Origin of the sequence: Paenibacillus sp. MCAF9 (assembly GCF_052114265.1) — a bacterium.
In the GTDB taxonomy this organism is placed as follows: Bacteria; Bacillota; Bacilli; order Paenibacillales; family Paenibacillaceae; genus Pristimantibacillus.
On the sequence record NZ_JBFREL010000008.1, the window covers coordinates 136,199 to 153,665 of the forward strand.

A 17,467-nucleotide genomic window follows, 5' to 3' on the forward strand; every position below is an offset into this window, starting at 1 on the left:
GGTAAAGCTCAGATATTATTTCCCCATAACTTCTTTCAATTTCAGCAGCACAGTAACCGCTTCAGCACGGGTAGCAACGCCAGCTGGCTCAAATTTATTACCGCTGCGTCCTTGTACAATTCCTTGCTTCTTCGCCGTTTCCGCAGCCTTCTTAGCCCATGCAGGTATAGCACTGTCATCAGCAAAGCCTGTTTTACCGGTTGCCTCTGCATCAAGGCCAGTAACTTTTGCGATCATAGCAACCATCTCGGCTCTTGATATGCTTGCATTTGGACGGAAGCTGCCATCCTCATAACCTGTAAGAATACCCGCCTCAACAGCCTGAGCTACTGCCTTAACCGCCCACGCGCCAATAGCAGACTTATCTTTAAATTGCAGTTCGCTTCCGCTTGTTTGCGGCTTCAGCATTTGCATCATCATCACTGCAAACTCCGCACGTGTTACCGAAATATTCGGCTTAAATGTGCCGTCTGAATAACCATTTACAAAGCCTTCTGCCACTGCCTTTTGGATATTCAGCTGTGCCCAGTGACCATCAATATCCTTGAAGCTCAGTTGATTTTTATTTATTGCCAAAACAGCAAATTTCGTAAAGTGATCCACTTCAACTTCAATTTTATTACCGTTTATCTTGCCTCCGATAGATACCCATTTCTTGCTTGTCTCATCGAAGTAGAATACAGCTGCCGTTTGATTCTCTTTAAGCAACGATGAATTAAATTCAAAGACGAGTGTAACCTTTTTGCTGAATTTACCCGAACTATTTTTCAACACTTCAAAAACTGAGCTGAGAGGAATATCGTCTTTTGTGAAAAGCTTAGCCATATCCAGCAGCTCTTCAATGGTCAACATCATTTCCTGAGCTGTTGCTCCAGTTGGGATCGTGACTTTAATTTTCTCACCTAAACTCACCTTTGCTGAGTAACCAGCCGGTATTGTTGCTTTTCCATTCGTAGATACAATCTCTGTTATACCAGTACCGCCGCCTGAATTACCGCCAGTTGGCGCTTTAGGTGTCGTAATATTTCTTGCATTGCTTGCCTTGGAGAAATTATTCGCATGATCGAATGCGATGACATAATACTGGTATGCTGTTTCCGAGCTTAACCCTGTATCACTATAAGATGTACTTGTTGTTGTTGCCAGCTCAATACCATTGCGGAAAACCTTGTAGCCTGCTACTCCCAAATTGTCAGTAGAAGCAGACCATGTCAAATTAATTTGAGTGCTGGAAACCGCTTCTGCTTTTAAATTCGATGGATCAGTAGGCGCATCCGTATCAACGATAGTTGGTGTCCACCAGTTGCCGGATACGACAATCATGCTGAGCAAACGGAGATTATTTCCAAAATATAAATCATCTTCCGTTTTAACAGCCGTATTATGATCCCATAGCTTATTTAGCCATTCTTGATTGGATGAATCGATCATTGCACTAACCATTAGCGGAGCTGAGAAGGTGATATCTTGATAATCAGCTATCGCTTCCGAGCCATCCAATTTATAGCCTGCTAAAATATTTTGTGGATCGTTATCCGTCTTTTTACGAATCCACTCATTTAATGTACTTAACTGATCTTTTGCACGTTTTTCCCCTGTAATGAGATAGTCTGTGCCTATGCGCCATGGGGTGCGGGATGAGTTGTAGCTATAATCGCCGTCCGTATCTGATTCTAGGAAGAAAGGCGGTGCAGGTATAAAGCTTCCGCTGTCAGTATCCTTCACGACAAAGTCTGGGAGCAGACCAGCGTTCGGACTGAAATTTTTATAAAGGCTTTCCATCACGTTATAGGTTTTGTCGACTACCTGATTCCAACGGCCATCGCCGGAAACAACAGCAAAATCCTTCATATGCTGCAGCATGAAATCCGAAGGACGGGTAGCATTCTCATACTCGCCGCTAGTTGCCCAATCGGCAATTCTTAATACCCAATCCTTTTGGTTGACTTCACTATCCATAATGGCTTTTATTACTTTACGAGCCTGAGCCAAATAATCAATTTCCCCATCATTTCCCCATTGCTCACTCGCAAGAAGAAGTGCATAAGCAATATCCATATCTCCATCTGTAGCTGAATCTACACCGTTAATGTCAATAATTGCTTTACCATTATCAGCTTGCTGCCAAGCCATGAGGTCTGGATTAATTTCGCTTGGATGTGCTCTGAAATAACGATACATGCCGTCAAAATACTTCTTCGCATCTTTATCATGGCCTGCCATTAAAGCGGTGATCAGCATTCCGTAGCCATGAGCTTCAGAAACTGTAATCTCATTCTCTTCAAACCAGTCTCCATCCGCATACCACACATAATATTGGCCTGACGTATATGGATTCTCTTTCAAATATTTCGTTTTCCACTCGTCATATAATCTCGACACGGTATTATCCATATCAGCTTGCGTGATATGATTTGGCTTAATCGTGCCGTCCGCATAAGCGGTATGCTGAGGGAATGCTTTAAGCGGGCCTTCACCCGCAGCAGCTGGCTTCGTCTTCACGCTTATCGAATTACTTGCAAGCGATTCGAGTCCCTCTCGATTAACTGCTTTCACTTCATACGTATAAGTGCTGTTTGCAGCTAAACCAGTATCGGAATAGGTTAGCTTCGAGCTTGATGTTGCGCCAACTTTCACACCATCACGGTACACATTATAGCCTGCCACGATGATGTTCCCAGAGGATGCCGCCCAAGTCAATTCGTTCTGATACGGAGATACGGCTTTACCCGTTAAGCTTGTTGGTGCTGAAGGCGGCTCGTTCTCGGCACCATTTTCAATCGTTGTAACTTCCACCGGAGCGGAGTTGTCTCTCGTTCCAACAGCCTTAACGATAAAATCATATTTCTTATTAGGATTGATGTCTTTAATTTCTAAGCTGTATTCCGTTTGATTGCCAGTTGCTGAAATATATTCGCTCCAGTGTGCTGCTACTTTGTCGTTCTTCTCGTAGATTCTAAATCCTCTAACCGGCTCTGTTCCTGTAGAAGGCTTCTTCCAAGACAAAATCGCTTTATCTCCTTCCACCTTCACCTTGACGTTCTCTACCTTCTCCGGCTTCGTGTCCGTTCTTCTGATTCCGTAATCATCATAAGCTTTCAATCCCTTGCCAACTGTATTTTCAGCTTTTTCATCTGCAACAGCTGCTGTGAATGCGGTAAAAGCAAGTACTTTATCCGAAATAGACACATCCGTAAACATTTTCTTGAATGGTTGAGTGTCAATCTCAGCAAAGTAATCATCATAAGGAATGGGATTGCCATTCTCATCCTTTACTTCTTGCGCATCTCCATTTTCATCAATATAATGCTGATTATTTTTTTCGTAAAATTTATTTCCGAACGCATTAGACATCAGGTAGACTGTCCCTTTAGGATCGATGGCATTGCCTTCCTCGTCGATTTTAAAATCTTTAATGATCTCATCATTTAACATTTGGAATGATCTCATATACATATGATCATGGGCTTCGAACACCATATCGATTCCCATTTCGTCAAATTCAGGAATGAGATACTTTTTGTAAAATTGAACCCGCTCATCTTCCCATTGCGCTGAATTGTCGCCAGCTCCGTAAGGTCCTTTATGGAAAGTGACGAACTTCCATTTCTTATCGCTTTTTGCTACTGTGTTTTGCATCCATTTCACTTGATCCCAGAACTCTTTATCCGCCCATTCTACATCTTTCCCATTCGCTGCAAGTCCGCCTTCATATTGGGAATTGAATACCATGAAGAGCGCGTCGCCATACTCGAAGGAATAGACAGAACCTTCATCCGTACCCGCTACCGTTTGCTTAGGCAAGTTGAAGTGATTATAGAAATTATTATTAGGCGTCGTTACATCACCGTCATAATCATTCACTTCATGACCGCCAAGTACAGGTACATATGGAACATTTGTGAGAGAATCCTGTGCTAAGCCCAGCATCCACTGCCATTGCTCCTCCAAATCTCCATTGTCGACCAAATCGCCCGCACTGATCAGAAATTTAGGATCGAGAGTATAATCGACTGCTTTCCTAAACGTATCTGCCCACGGTTCAAAATCAGACTTATTAGAAGCCTGCGAATCCGATCCTGCAATAAAGCGGAAAGGTTGGTTAGCTGCTGTATCCGTTGTAAATGAACCAATCGAGCTCCAGCTGCCTTCTTCTCCATTGCCAACTCGGAATTTATACGCTGTACCTGGTTTCAGCTCTCTTGCGATTGCTTTATGACTAATGAATTTCGTGAATGTTTTGGAATCACGATCAGCTTCTGTCATAAAGGTTTCAATTTCCTCCGCCGTTCCTTTATAGCTGACCGCTCCATCTGCCGGGAAGACATCCCCTGACATTTTCGAAGCCTCAACAACTTGAACGACAGAGTCTGTCATCGTATCGGTATACCATGCTAGAGCGATACTCGTCTTTGGATCACCGTTAAATGTCATATTGATCATTTTCGGCAAGAAAGGCGATTGTTGTATGCTAAAGCTCCATGCCAAATCACGAATCTGAGTCACTTCGTCTGTACCTTTGATTAATGATTTCGGAACAGAGATCGTATACGTTTTGCCATAACTAAACTCAGGATGATTAATCTTAAGCGTGTTTCCACCTACAACTTCCAGTGAAACACCGGCTAATGGTTTATTCTCATTGTCGACAATGCTTACAGCAGATGCGGTGTCTAAAGAAATAGCCTTATTAAACTTCACGGTCAACGGCGCATCCACCGATACATTTTCAGCCTTGTCCTTTGGAAGCTTAACCAGATCAATAGTGGGTACACGAATGGCCGAGTTATCTATACGCTCCCCTTGAACCAGAATGTTTCTGATTTTGCTGGAGCCTCCGCCTCCAATTCCATCACTATTGCCATTTGTATTCTGTCCCGAGCTGACGACCCAGCGAAGATACAGAAGCTCCTGATCATTCGCTTCACTTGGAATCGCAACGTTTTTCAGTTTGCATTCATCGTTAGGCGGACAACTGTATACTCCTTTAGTCATTTTAACCGCACCGCTTGGCACATCCGTCCATGTTGTCCTGTCCGTACTCATCTGCAGTTTAAAATCACGCGGTCCGGAGCCGGAAGAGGTTTGCTCCGATGACAAGGTTAAATTTTTATAGCCTTTAGTTGAGATCGTAGCAAGCCAATATTTTTGGCTAAAATCACCGCTCCAGCCTTGATAGCTAAGATCCTTGTTGCTCCCGCTATAGTATTCAAACGTTCCACCGACATTTTGGAACAAGGAAGCCGCTCCGTAAGCACCGCATGTTGCTATGGAGATGCCATTATCCCCTTCATTCGGAAATATCCATTCCGCAACCTTCTCTGCTCCGTTACTCACAGCAGCTGGTTCATCCGCGGCAGCAACAAAGTTAGAGAAAGTGGTGGTCAACATGATGAACGTTAATAATATACAAGTCATTACATGAAATGATTTTTTCCGTTTGTTTCTGCTATGCATATACTTAACCTCTTTTCTTTTCCATAATGAAAACGAATGATCAAAAAGTCCAATTCTTTGAATGCGCTGTCATAAATATTTAGTTTTCACAATCACTCTTGGCTCCACCCCCTCTTCCAGCTCGAATTTACGCTCTATAAAAGTTTAAACGCTTTAATCTTCAAAAAAGAGTTTATCCTGTAAGGAAAGCCCTGTCAATCACTTCCAAGGATTTTTCTACGAATTTCAGAGCTATTTACCTGTCCAATTCAAATTTTTCTCCTTATTTCACACTTTTCCTCCCCGTTTCTATAAGAAAAACGAATTCATTAATTATTTTAAGTATAAGCGCTTAAATTATTTGTAAATTTGAATAGTGATGACTTTTCAGATGTGCAGACTTCCTAAAATGATTAAAATACATATTAATTAGTCTTTGCATTTCCGGGAAAAAGTCAAAAAACCCGATCTCATTGAATCGGGTTTTCCATTTTCCAGACAGCAGGCTCGAAGGCGGGCGCCTCCATCTAGTTAAGCTGCTTCCATTTTTGTTCTAGCGTTTGAGGAATATAGCTTTCCAATTGATATAAAAGTTCTAATGGTTCACTGGAAACATTGATTAGACTCAGATGTGAATCATTGGAGAACCCTTCTTTAATGCTATGATTAATCAATTGAACAAAAGGATCAAAATAATTCCTAATGTTTAGAATACCTACAGGCTTTTTATGTATGCCAATCTGTGACCAGCACAAAACCTCGAAAAGCTCCTCATATGTCCCAAAACCGCCAGGCAAAGCAATGAAGCCATCAGCTAGTTCACTCATTTTAGCCTTGCGTTCATGCATATTTTCTACTTCTATTAACTGAGTTAATTCTCTATGCACCACTTCTCCTCTAAACAATCCTTTAGGCATAACTCCGATCACTTCACCGCCACCAGTCATGACAGCATTAGCGATTTCACCCATTAAACCTATTTTAGATCCGCCATAGATTAATCGATAATTTTTTTTAGCCATGTAATGACCAAGCTCAGCAGCTTTCGCTTTATAATCGTGATGTTCCCCTAAATTTGATCCAGCAAAAATACAAATTGATTTCATAAACCCATCTCCAAACTATATGTTGATAATTTCCATAGTCTAATATACTATATATTGACGATTAATCAAATTAGTAATCCTGAATTTCACAAACCGCCTCTCAAATTAAAAAAAAGGACAGCTGCTCTCAGCTGCCCTTCAATGAACTCATCCATTACGCGCTTTGTCGTTCCCTGTTCCAAAATCGGTTTGCCAATACAGCAGCTTGGAACCTATCCAAACCATCCCCATATCGGTTAGCTTGCCGAATATGGCAAACAAAATTAAGCTTGTCATTATAATTGCCGGACGTCCCGTCGTTTGACCGTCGGTCATAAGAAACCCGAGCCCTTTGCTGGCACCCATAATTTCCGCTGCTACGACGAACATCCAGCCCATGCTGAGCCCACTTCTCATGCCAACGACCAAGGAAGGCAGCGTAGCCGGCAGAAAAAAATGCCAGATTAATCGGAAGCCTTTGTACCCATGTACCCATCCTACCTCGATCAGCTTGCGATCTACATTTATAATGCCTGTCAGCAAATTCAAATAGACAGGGAAAAATACACCAATGGCAATAAGAGTGATCTTCGACGTCTCGTAAATACCGAGCCACAAAATAAATAGCGGAACCCATGCCATAGAGGGAATATTTCTGAGTGCTTGAAGCATCGGATCAAACAAATAACGGAAAAACCGAAAGTATCCGTTTAGAATGCCTAGTACCAACGCGACTGCCAAACCTGCAACAAAACCAGCGAATACCCGGTACAATGTAATAAATAAATGATCACCCAGCTCGCCCGATGTGAGCAGGTCTGTGAAGGTACCGTAAATCCGGGTAAGCGGCGGCAGTAAATTGGGAGCTGCATATCCTGTAACGGAAGCATATTGCCATGCACCGAGTAGGAGTATAGGAACTAGGAATCCCAAAGCGATTTGAAAAATGCGACTGTCCGTGAATTTCAAATCGATGACCTCCGTTTATTGTGCGATCTTTGTGAAGTATTCCGAATCGATCAGTTCATCTACAACTTTGGCAACATCCGTATTATCAGGAATAATTCCACTCTTCAATAAGACGCTACCCGCTGCATTAAGGGCTTTCTTCTGTGTATCGCCGATAATAGGATTAGAAAGATCGGTTCTTTCGATCACCTTTTCTACGACTGGCAGCGTCTGCTTGGATTGCTCGCTTACGATTTTTTTGAATTCCTCTACATTGCCGCTGGCCCATTTCCGTGCCTGTTCATAAGCTTCAATCACTTTTTCCGTCAACTCCGGGTTATCGCTCGCGAACGACTCTCTTACGTTAAGCACCCCATAAGTATTCAAGGAAGCGTCGCGGATAACGAGCTTGGAGCCCTGCTCAACTTCGGTCTGCGCCATAAACGGATCTAATCCCGCCCACGCATCGACTTCACCTTTTTCCAAAGCTGCTTTTCCATCCGCGTGCTGCAGTTGAACGAGCTCTACATCTTTTTCACTCAACCCCGCTTGATCCAGAATGCGCAGCAGGAAAATATACGGGTCCGTCCCCTTGGTAACCGCGATTTTCTTGCCTTTCAAGTCCTGAGCCTTGGTAATCGTAGAATCAGCTTTTGTGACAAGAGCTGTCCACTCCGGCGTAGAATAAACGTAAATCGACTTAATGGGATTTCCGTTTGCTTTGCCTAATAATGCCGCGGCGCCTGCCGTAGAGCCGAAATCTATGCTTTTGCTATTCAAATACTCCAATGCCTTATTGCTTCCCGCGCTAAGTACCCATTCCACCTGAATGCCATCTGCTTTAAGCGCCTCCTCCAAAAAACCTTTCTCCTTCAGCACAAGGCTAACCGGATTATAATAAGCATAATCCAGCTTAAGCTTCGTAACGCTTGATGATGCTTCCTTCGACGTGCCGTTGCCGCAGCCCGCCAACTGTAATATGACCAAAACCATAACAATCGCGAAGGCGATTTGCTTGCCTTTTCCTATTCTCATGCTCATATCCCCTTAAATGGTATAGTTATCGTTTTTACCGGTATTTCCGTTTGGCGATTCGGGTTTCTCTTTAGTCAGAATACGATCAAGAATTAATTTCTCGTAATAGGCGAATCCGCTGTCATGCTCTCTCGGTCGCGACAACGTAATCCTAACGTCGAATGCGATCTTCCCGTGCTCAATGAGAATAACCCTATCCGCCAATTGCACCGCTTCCGCAACGTCATGAGTGACCAGCAGTGCCGTAAATTTCTGCTCCGTCCATAATCGCTCTATTAATTGCTGCATTTCGATTCTAGTTAAGGCATCCAGCGCGCCAAGCGGCTCGTCAAGCAGCAGCAGCTTGGGATTCCCTGCTAAGGCGCGGGCCAGCGCCACCCTTTGGCGCTGCCCACCGGACAACACGCCGGGCCACTCGGATGCGCGACTGCTTAGCCCCACTTGTTCGAGCGCTTTCTCCGCTTTCTGAATGACTCCGTCCTTAACGCCGACTCTGACGTTTTCCAGTACACTTTTCCATGGGAGCAGTCTAGCATCCTGGAACAGAACCCGAGTATCCGGGTGAATAAACCCAATTTCCTCGCTGTCGATATATACGCCGCCTTCTGATGCCTTCTCAAGACCCGCCACCAATCGAAGCAAAGTGCTTTTCCCGCAGCCGCTCCTTCCTACGATGGCAATGAATTCCCCCGGTTTTCCTTCAAGCTCCACCTCTTGTAGAACCTGCTTATTTCCGTACCGCTTAGCCGTTTTCTTGATTTGCAGATGGCTGCCTAAAGTAGTTTGTTCCACGCTCTACCCTCCTTGATATTCTCTTTTCTCCAGATTCGAAAGAGCGGTCATGCTTAGCGCGAGGAGGTCGTTGTACTCTTCGGAATAATCTGATTGGCAATCATTTCGCCGAATGGACTTATGAAGAGCGGTTGATCCACCTGCTCCTTCTTTTGCAAAGGAAGCTTCGGAAACAACAATTCCGCGACCCGGTATGCCTCCTCCAAGTGAGGGTATCCAGATAGAATGAAGGTTTCAATGCCGAGCTCTTGATACTCCAGCATGCGAGCGGCTACCTGATCGGGATCTCCTACAAGCGCAGTGCCTGCTCCACCGCGAACCAATCCGACCCCAGCCCATAGGTTAGGACTTACCACAAGCTTGCTTCGATCCCCTCCATGCAGCTCAGCCATCCGGCGTTGTCCCTCCGAATCCATCTTGGCAAAAGAGGACTGAGCCCTCGCAATGGTTTCATCATCGACATGTGAAATAAGCTCATCAGCCGCTTGCCATGCTTCTGCTTCTGTTCTGCGTACGATAACATGCAGCCTTATTCCGAACTTGATCGTTCTTCCGGCAGCCTCCGCTAGTCGCTTCATTTTGGTCATTTTCTCAGCAACCTGCTCCAGAGGCTCGCCCCATGTCAGATAAACATCGATGTGGTCAGCTGCTATCTCCATTGCGGCATCCGAAGATCCCCCAAAATAAAGTGGCGGATAAGGAGCTTGAAGAGGAGGATAAAGCACTCTCCCGCCCTTTACGCTAAGATGGTCTCCCTCTAAATCCACTTCTTCTCCTTGCAGCACTCGTTTCCATACTTCGAGAAACTCACCAGTTAAACCGTAGCGGTCGGAGTGATCTAGGAAAACACCGTCTCCTTCAAGCTCGGCCTTATCGCCGCCGGTCACAACGTTGATAAGCAGCCGCCCATTGGAGAAGCGATCCAACGTTGCCGCCATTCTTGCCGCCAAAGTAGGAGACATCAAGCCCGGTCTTACAGCAACTAAAAACTTCAGCTTCTCCGTAGCAGGAACTAACGTTGAAGCGACAACCCATGCATCCTCGCATGAGCGGCCCGTCGGAAGAAGTACGCCGCCAAAACCCAGCTCATCAGCTGCTTGAGCGATTTGTTTGGTGTATGCGTAGTTAACCGCTCTAGCACCTTCGCTAGTGCCTAGAAAATGTCCGTCGCCGTGTGTGGGAATAAACCAGAAAACTTCCAAAATATTCAATCTCCTCTCAAATAGAAAAGACACCTGTCCCATGTAGCTGGAGAAAGGTGCCTTTAGTGGTCTAATCGGCTTGTATTTTGATATAGGTTGATCATCTTGATCATCTATCCCTTGCTCGTTTCCTGTAATAGCTTCCAAATCGGATCGATATAACTGCTTTTATTTGTGTTCAAATACTGATTCGCGTACGAGCGAACGGGATCGCCTGCGTAGAAACGTTCATACAATTCATGGCGCGAGCCGAGCGGACTGCCGATTAAATCCCATGCCAGCTTGAACAGCTTTACCTTTTTCTCCGAGCTGACAGAGGCGCCTTCGAAATACAGATGCATGAATTTGGAGATCGGACCATAGAAGTCTTCCATACTGGACGGGGTTTGAACGAACCCTCCTCCTCCGACTTGCTGCAGAATCTCAATCGCTCTCGGATAAATCTTCGTTCCAATATTCCTTGCCGTATCGATGAAGGAAATCTCAGGCAACCAAACTCCCGAAGCATTTTGCGCAGACTTTGTCTCAGAAGCGATCACCAGCGCGCGCATCGTATCGACTTGCGTTAGCAGCTCGCCAAGCTTCTCCTGAATGTGTAGAAAGCCAGTTACCCCAATGGATTCCGATATTGCGAAAGCAAGTCCTGTTACGAATTCAAGCTTTGCGACGGACCTCACAACCGTTTGATGGAAAGCGAGCGAATTCGCCGTTTTGTTGTTCCGCAGACTCAATACAGATTCTGAGTCGCCATAAAGCAATACGCGTTCCCACGGAATCAGAACATCGTCGAAAAACAGCACGGCGTCCATTTCCTCATATCGGGAGCTCAAAATATGTTCCTTTTCTCTCGAATCTGCGAACGATTCCCGGCAAACAATATGCAGCCCTTTCGAATTTGCCGGAACAATGAGTACATGCGAATGCTCCTTGTTCTCCTTCTTCAGCTGCAAAAAGGAGAAAATAATGAAATCGTGAGTATACGGCGCTCCTGTCGCAATCATTTTCGCTCCGCGCACAATAATGCCTTCGCTCGTTTCCTTCACAACATGAAGGAATCTTTCTGAAATACGCTCATCGCTCAGTTCACGGGAACGATCGATCTGCGGGTCCAGTATAGCCGTCGTAAGGAACAAGTCGTTATCTCTGGCCGATTCGTAATACTTCTCGATCTTCGCTTGGAATCCCGAATCCCTCTTGCTGATTTCCGCTCTATCCGCGTACCATCCCGTAATCATGGACCTTCCGTAATCGGATAAACGGCTCATAATGCCATTTGTTTCTTTCGCCCAACAGGTAAAAGCTTTGCTTCTTGTTAAAATATCTTCCTTCGAATAAGGGACTAGAAACGAACTGTGAACATATCGGCCTAATGATGGCTGCAAGTATCCAACTTCATCTCTGCGATGCGGATCATCCAGCAAATCAAATAGTCCTGTGATGGTTTTGAGCGTGCCTTGAAATGCGGGGTGTGTGGGCAAATCATCCACCGCTTGGCCTTCAAGCCAAATCTTCCGACCATCCTTAAGGCTTTTTAGAAACTTTTCACCTCTCGTTGTCATTGAACGGATTCTCCTTGACTTCTTTTTCCGATAAGAATACTATGTTTTTATTCATGTTGTGATATTATCCAATTTCTTCAATGTTTTCAACCATCAATTTTAGTTCTTATGTCCTTTAAACAACAAAACAACGATCTATGTTTGATTACTCAAAAACAAACAACAATAGAATATATCTATTCCACCTTTTTATTACTGGTATGAATTAAATTCATGGAAATTGCTCGCTTAAACATGGACTTCTATTTGTTGGTTAAACAACATATATGACCATTTTGTTTGTTATCTGAAGGAGGTTAAAAACATGCTGCAGCCATCGAAAGAAGACCGTAGAATTATCCGCTCACGGAAGGTCATAACGGAAGCTTTCGTTTCCCTTCTAAGAGTAAAAGGATTTCCTGATATTTCTGTAGCCGATTTAACGGAACATGCCGAAATTAATCGATCAACCTTTTATGCCCATTACAAAGATAAATTCGATCTCCTTCATGCCGTTATTGAAGAGAAGCTAACCTTGCTATCCGAAGAGCTTGAAGCCTCTAGAGTAAGCCATTCCGTACTTTCTAATACGATAGACAGTCCTCATCCTTATTTCGTCACGTTGTTCGATCATCTTCAAACTCATGCAGGATTTTACACGATTATGTTCAAGCGAATTGAGGATAATGCAGTTCGAAGCCGTATGCTGGAGGTTATTAGAGAAAGCCAGTTCATTATCATCTCCCATTTCAAGCTCGAACAAAAGATGCTTATTCCCATGGACGTTCTTTTGGATTATCTCTGCTCTTCTATTATTGGGGTAGTAGAGAAGTGGTATGACAACGGAGTGAAATACAGCGCTAATTACATGGCTCTTCAGCTGACAAGAATTAGCATGCTCGGCACGGATAAAGCTATGGGGTTGTAGAACCAGGGGTCAAACTGGAAACTAGAATAGCAGGAAGCTCCAGACAAGGAATAAGATTCATGGATATGAGGAAAAGCGTAGAGTAACTCTAATACATGATGGTTCAGCGGATAATAACGTCATGTAATTGAACAAAATCAAAGGCCGCTTCAGTTAAGCGACCTTTGATTCGAGGAACTCATTTTATTATTTATTCGTAACCGCAGCCACTACATCGTCAATGGCTCTGCCCTCAGCAATTGGTCCCGAAGACATCCAATGTCTAGCCGATACTTTGAACACATGATTTTCCTTGACAGCAGGCATCGACTTCCAAACACTAAGCTTCTCAACTTCCGCTGAAGCAGCTTCCTCTTTCGCGAAATCCTCCGCTGTGTCGATCGATCCACCATAAATGGCAAATATGTAATCTGCCGTAATCGTAGGCAGCTTCTCCAGCGACGTATTCATTCCCCAATTATCGGATGATTCCTTCTGAAACGCTGCAATACTCGTGTCAGGAACTAAACCCAATTGCTCATAGATCAGTTTGTTAAAGCTAGGGAAAAACACCTGCAGATCCTTGACTGATGGACGAATAAAGACTACCTTGTTGTCCGCTCCAACAGCAGAAGATATCGTTGCTTTAGCTTCATTTATTTTATCCTCATACGCCTGAATTACCGCCTCTGATTTTTCCTCCAGCCCCAATATTTTTCCGATTTCAGTTATATTGGTTTTCCAATCATCCGGAGTAAAAGGAAGCGTTGGAGCAATTTTACTAAGTTCATCGTATCCCGCCTGATCGGTAAAATACTGTTGAAGCAGGATTAGATCCGGCTTTGATTCCAGAATCTGCTCCAGATTCTGATTCGTATCTGAGCTGCCAGACTAAAACTGATTCAAAAATTAATTCATCTTGAAAAACAATTTTTTATAACCTTACATTGTTCTCCTTAACCTGTAATAATAGACTCATTGATAGACTTAACATTTACGGCAGATTAATGATTCGTGCCGTGAAAATGCTAACAGAAAAGGCAAAGTAACAGTTAAAAGAAATGAAAACAAGCTGACCCCGGTGAAGCGGTGTCAGCTTGTTTGTAATTTTAGGCTGAGATACTTAGGACATTCGAAATTATGTTTCTAAAAAACTTCAAATTCAAATGATTTACAATAAAACGTAAAAGTTTCTTCCTCTTCTTCTTTAACCTTATATTTCATACCTTCCCATTGGTAATTTGATATATCTGCAATGTCAATAAATAATCCAACAATGCCTCCGGTATTCCCTATTTTCAAATCGATTACGTTAGAAAAAGTTATAGCTAACTTTTTATCATCCTCGTAATAAGGATAGTCACATAAAATAATCTTGAAGCTTTGCTCTATACTGCCGTTTTCATTAAAGTTGCGAGAATAATGATACGAATGTAAATATGGAAACTTATTATGCAGCTGATAAAAAACAGAGATTAATTCAACAGATTTTTTCATCGTTTATCCAATCAGCCCCTCGCTTATCTTACTGTTACCGATCGATCACCCATTCTCAACCGAGATTTCTATCGGAATTTCGCTTTATCCAGTAGTTTAGCTCTCTCGCAATGATTTTACTTCTGATGATGAAAAATAGCCAGAAACAGCCATAAAACACCATCACACGCTGAGTTAAGAAATATACTCCAAATGGCTCCCMCATAAAATGACTATCGTCATATCAAGAAAATTACCTTTATCACTAAATAAGGCATGCCAAAACACTTAAGATAAAAGTATCAAATCGATGAGGTGAGCGAGAAAATGAACGGAAACACTTTTTATATGATGATCGCTTTTATAGCCGTTTTAGTTTTGTGGAGAAGGACGAGAAGCATGTACCGTCCAATACGGGGGAACGGGATTCGATTGCTGATTCCTCTGTTATTCATAATCCCTGGCCTTTCTTTAATTTTCAACCCGAACGTGAATGAGCCGGCTTGGGCATTTGGAATAGCCTTCGGGCTTGGCGTTATCTTTTCCATCCCATTGATTTGGACGACTAATTATGAAGTGAGAGAAGACAATTTGATTTATTCCAAAAAAAACTGGGGATTTATCGCAGCTTTCATAGGTATTGTGTTCATACGGTTTGCTCTGCGTCAAGAATTGTCCGACTTGGATCCTCAAGGCAAAACAGCTTTATTCATGCTAGTAGCTTTCGGTTATATCATTCCGTGGAGAGTTTTTTCGTTTATCAAATTTCGGCGTGTGGCCAACCAATTGCATTTGTCTAAAATTAACTAAAGTTCGGCTGCCTATTCTTACACCTAAACTCTCAATCGCAGAATATCACCTGAATACTAAGATGATATCTCTTAATACAATAGCTGATTGAAAGCATGCTCTCTAAATGAGCACATCTGTCAGCAGCGGCTTCATATAAGCGCATAAATGCACTTATTTAACCAACTCCTTCTCAAATCTGCTCAACTAGATGCATTTGTACTCCTATTTTCATCATTTCCATCTCATTCGTTAAAAACAAGTGCACTTCTGCGCTTATTTACACCATACTATCGGTTCACGCCCAAACCAATCACACAACATGCTACAACATGCACACTGCATACGAGAACAAACCCTTAGTGAATAACCAGTCCAATGAAATGGGAATCTTATACAGGATCAGACTGATAAGAACTGGGAGTGAGCGGAAAATGAAAACGATGACAGCGGCGGGCAGCGCTAACCTGCAAACTGGCACGACTCAAAAAACAGTAGGCCAGTACTTGTTCGATTGTCTACAGCTGGAGGGCATTACCGAAATTTTTGGCGTTGCTGGAGACTATAACTTTACACTATTGGATACGCTGGAGCGCTATAAAGGCATCCGGTTTATGAGTGGACGGAACGAATTAAACTCAGGTTATGCGGCGGATGGTTATGCAAGAGTTAAAGGCATATCCGCTCTTATTACGACTTTCGGAGTCGGAGAGCTTAGTGCTTGCAATGCGATAGCGGGAGCTAACAGCGAGCATGTGCCGCTAATTCATATCGTAGGTGCGCCTCCCGATAAGGATCAAAAGGAGCATAAGCTGATGCATCACACTCTAATGGATGGGAATTTTGACGTCTTCCACAAAGTGTACAAGCAGATTACGGCTTATACTGCAGTACTGACACCGGAAAACGCTGAGATTGAAATTCCTGCCGCCATTCGTATTGCGAAGGAAAAGAAAAAGCCAGTGTACCTCGTTGTGGCTGATGATTTAGTGACCATGCCGATCATGACACGAAGTGAGCCGGTACCCCAGCGTCCAATGTCCAATTTGAAAACTCTTCAGACAGCAACGGAATATGCCCGCCAACTGCTGGGGCGTGCCCATCGGCCGGTCATTTTGGTTGATGTCAAAACCATGCGTTTCGACCTCGTAACAGCAGTTCGGCAGCTAGCCGACGCGATGAACGTACCTGTTGCAACAATGATGTTCGGCAAAGGGGCATTTGACGAAACCCATCCGAATTATATTGGGATGTTCGAAGGTTCATTTGGAAGTTCTGAAGTCCAAACCGCAGTCGAAAATGCAGACTGTGTCATTGCGGTAGGCATGGTATGGGCGGACAATAATACCGCAAACTTCACTGCGAAGCTAAACCCGCTCGTGACAATCAATATTCAACCGGACATGGTCAAGGTCGCAGAAGCGGAATATCCGAATGTGTTCGCAGCCGACATGCTGCTTGCGGTGCAGAATATTGGATACATAGGCCAAGGTTTAACGGAAAAAACGACATTCCCATACGACCAAATAACTGGCAGTGCCGGAGACCCACTAACTGCGGCCAATTATTACCCGCGTTTTCAGAAGTTGCTGAAGGAAGGGGATATTGTGGTCGCCGAGACCGGCACGTTTTACAACGGGATGGCGCAGGTGAGACTGCCGCACAATGCAACATACATTGCGCAAGGTGGCTGGGAGGCGATCGGTTATGCCACACCTTCCGCATACGGTGCCAATATCGCTGCACCTGATCGGCGGGTCTTGTTATTTACAGGTGACGGCTCCTTGCAGTTGACAGCCCAAGAGATCAGCACCATGCTCTATTATGAATGCAAGCCTATTATCTTCATCTTGAACAACGATGGTTACACCATCGAGAAATATTTAAATGTCAAAACAGAGAATCAACAATATAACGAAATTCCGCGCTGGTCATACACTAAGCTTGCCGAAGTGTTTGGAGGCGATGCGTTTGCCGTGACAGTACGTACCTATGGAGAGCTTGATCAGGCTATAATCCAAGCGGAGAGGGAATGTGCAGAAAGACTCTGTATCATTGAAATGATAGCCGCTGACCCTATGGACGCACCAGAAAATATGCGCCGGATGCGCAATTACTTGGAAAAGCAGGAGAAACAACGCAGCCAAAACTAGAATAAGCAGCATCTAGTTTGCTTCGTCTTCCTTCATAAACACTGTAAATAATCTCATTATGAGGCCCGATAGACTCTAGAACCAAGCTATCGGGCTTCAACTTTAT

The 17,467-nt window shown here is 43.8% G+C and carries 11 protein-coding genes and 1 pseudogene; 3 read left to right on the forward strand and 9 right to left on the reverse strand.

The genetic code is table 11. From position 1 onward, the window contains the following. Positions 1–15: 15 nt before the first annotated feature. The 7 genes from AB4Z45_RS16135 to AB4Z45_RS16165 all read right to left on the reverse strand — a co-directional run bounded on the left by AB4Z45_RS16135 (position 16) and on the right by AB4Z45_RS16165 (position 12,057). On the reverse strand, positions 16–5,457 hold the full coding sequence (locus AB4Z45_RS16135) for a glycosyl hydrolase family 8 (protein ID WP_441910343.1): 5,442 nt from the start codon (positions 5,455–5,457) through the stop codon (positions 16–18). Positions 5,458–5,963: 506 nt separating this feature from the next. After that, complete coding sequence (locus tag AB4Z45_RS16140; protein WP_441910344.1) at positions 5,964–6,542, reverse strand: TIGR00730 family Rossman fold protein; 579 nt, start codon at positions 6,540–6,542, stop codon at positions 5,964–5,966. Between the two features lie 147 nt (positions 6,543–6,689). Beyond that, on the reverse strand, positions 6,690–7,490 hold the full coding sequence (locus tag AB4Z45_RS16145; protein WP_441910345.1) for an ABC transporter permease: 801 nt from the start codon (positions 7,488–7,490) through the stop codon (positions 6,690–6,692). 15 nt (positions 7,491–7,505) lie between these two features. After that, entirely contained in the window at positions 7,506–8,504 is a 999-nt protein-coding gene (locus AB4Z45_RS16150) for an aliphatic sulfonate ABC transporter substrate-binding protein (RefSeq protein WP_441910346.1), read from the reverse strand. Between the two features lie 12 nt (positions 8,505–8,516). Beyond that, positions 8,517–9,296: an ATP-binding cassette domain-containing protein gene (locus AB4Z45_RS16155; RefSeq protein ID WP_441910347.1), complete on the reverse strand. Its 780-nt coding sequence runs from the start codon at positions 9,294–9,296 to the stop codon at positions 8,517–8,519. Between the two features lie 53 nt (positions 9,297–9,349). Next, positions 9,350–10,498, reverse strand: coding sequence for an FMNH2-dependent alkanesulfonate monooxygenase (gene ssuD / locus AB4Z45_RS16160; RefSeq protein WP_441910348.1), 1,149 nt, complete (start codon positions 10,496–10,498; stop codon positions 9,350–9,352). Positions 10,499–10,611: 113 nt separating this feature from the next. Then, the gene (locus tag AB4Z45_RS16165; protein WP_441910349.1) at positions 10,612–12,057 is read right to left on the reverse strand and encodes a 4-hydroxyphenylacetate 3-hydroxylase family protein; all 1,446 of its coding nucleotides are present in this window, start codon (positions 12,055–12,057) and stop codon (positions 10,612–10,614) included. A gap of 304 nt (positions 12,058–12,361) precedes the next feature. Between AB4Z45_RS16165 and AB4Z45_RS16170 the strand changes: the two genes are divergently transcribed. Beyond that, positions 12,362–12,964 (forward strand): TetR/AcrR family transcriptional regulator, encoded by a 603-nt coding sequence (locus AB4Z45_RS16170; protein ID WP_441910350.1) that lies wholly within the window; start codon positions 12,362–12,364, stop codon positions 12,962–12,964. A 186-nt stretch (positions 12,965–13,150) separates the two neighbouring features. On the opposite strand, the pseudogene AB4Z45_RS16175 reads toward AB4Z45_RS16170, so the two are convergent. Both AB4Z45_RS16175 and AB4Z45_RS16180 read right to left on the reverse strand, forming a co-directional pair. Further along, positions 13,151–13,813: pseudogene (locus tag AB4Z45_RS16175) on the reverse strand (ABC transporter substrate-binding protein); the annotation flags it as partial. Between the two features lie 276 nt (positions 13,814–14,089). Next, complete coding sequence (locus AB4Z45_RS16180) at positions 14,090–14,440, reverse strand: hypothetical protein (protein WP_441910351.1); 351 nt, start codon at positions 14,438–14,440, stop codon at positions 14,090–14,092. A 306-nt stretch (positions 14,441–14,746) separates the two neighbouring features. Between AB4Z45_RS16180 and AB4Z45_RS16185 the strand changes: the two genes are divergently transcribed. Further along, positions 14,747–15,229 (forward strand): CcdC family protein, encoded by a 483-nt coding sequence (locus tag AB4Z45_RS16185; RefSeq protein ID WP_441910352.1) that lies wholly within the window; start codon positions 14,747–14,749, stop codon positions 15,227–15,229. A gap of 413 nt (positions 15,230–15,642) precedes the next feature. Next, positions 15,643–17,361 (forward strand): alpha-keto acid decarboxylase family protein, encoded by a 1,719-nt coding sequence (locus AB4Z45_RS16190; RefSeq protein WP_441910353.1) that lies wholly within the window; start codon positions 15,643–15,645, stop codon positions 17,359–17,361. The last annotated feature ends 106 nt before the right edge of the window (positions 17,362–17,467 follow it).

Excerpts from the sequence above, each read along its gene's own strand:
- AB4Z45_RS16140 (WP_441910344.1), bottom strand. The coding sequence starts at position 6,542 with ATGAAATCAATTTGTATTTTTGCTGGATCAAATTTAGGGGAACATCAC.
- AB4Z45_RS16165 (WP_441910349.1), bottom strand. The coding sequence starts at position 12,057 with ATGACAACGAGAGGTGAAAAGTTTCTAAAAAGCCTTAAGGATGGTCGG.
- AB4Z45_RS16180 (WP_441910351.1), bottom strand. The coding sequence starts at position 14,440 with ATGAAAAAATCTGTTGAATTAATCTCTGTTTTTTATCAGCTGCATAAT.
- AB4Z45_RS16185 (WP_441910352.1), top strand. The coding sequence starts at position 14,747 with ATGAACGGAAACACTTTTTATATGATGATCGCTTTTATAGCCGTTTTA.
- AB4Z45_RS16150 (WP_441910346.1), bottom strand. The coding sequence starts at position 8,504 with ATGAGAATAGGAAAAGGCAAGCAAATCGCCTTCGCGATTGTTATGGTT.
- AB4Z45_RS16190 (WP_441910353.1), top strand. The coding sequence starts at position 15,643 with ATGAAAACGATGACAGCGGCGGGCAGCGCTAACCTGCAAACTGGCACG.
- AB4Z45_RS16170 (WP_441910350.1), top strand. The coding sequence starts at position 12,362 with ATGCTGCAGCCATCGAAAGAAGACCGTAGAATTATCCGCTCACGGAAG.
- AB4Z45_RS16135 (WP_441910343.1), bottom strand. The coding sequence starts at position 5,457 with ATGCATAGCAGAAACAAACGGAAAAAATCATTTCATGTAATGACTTGT.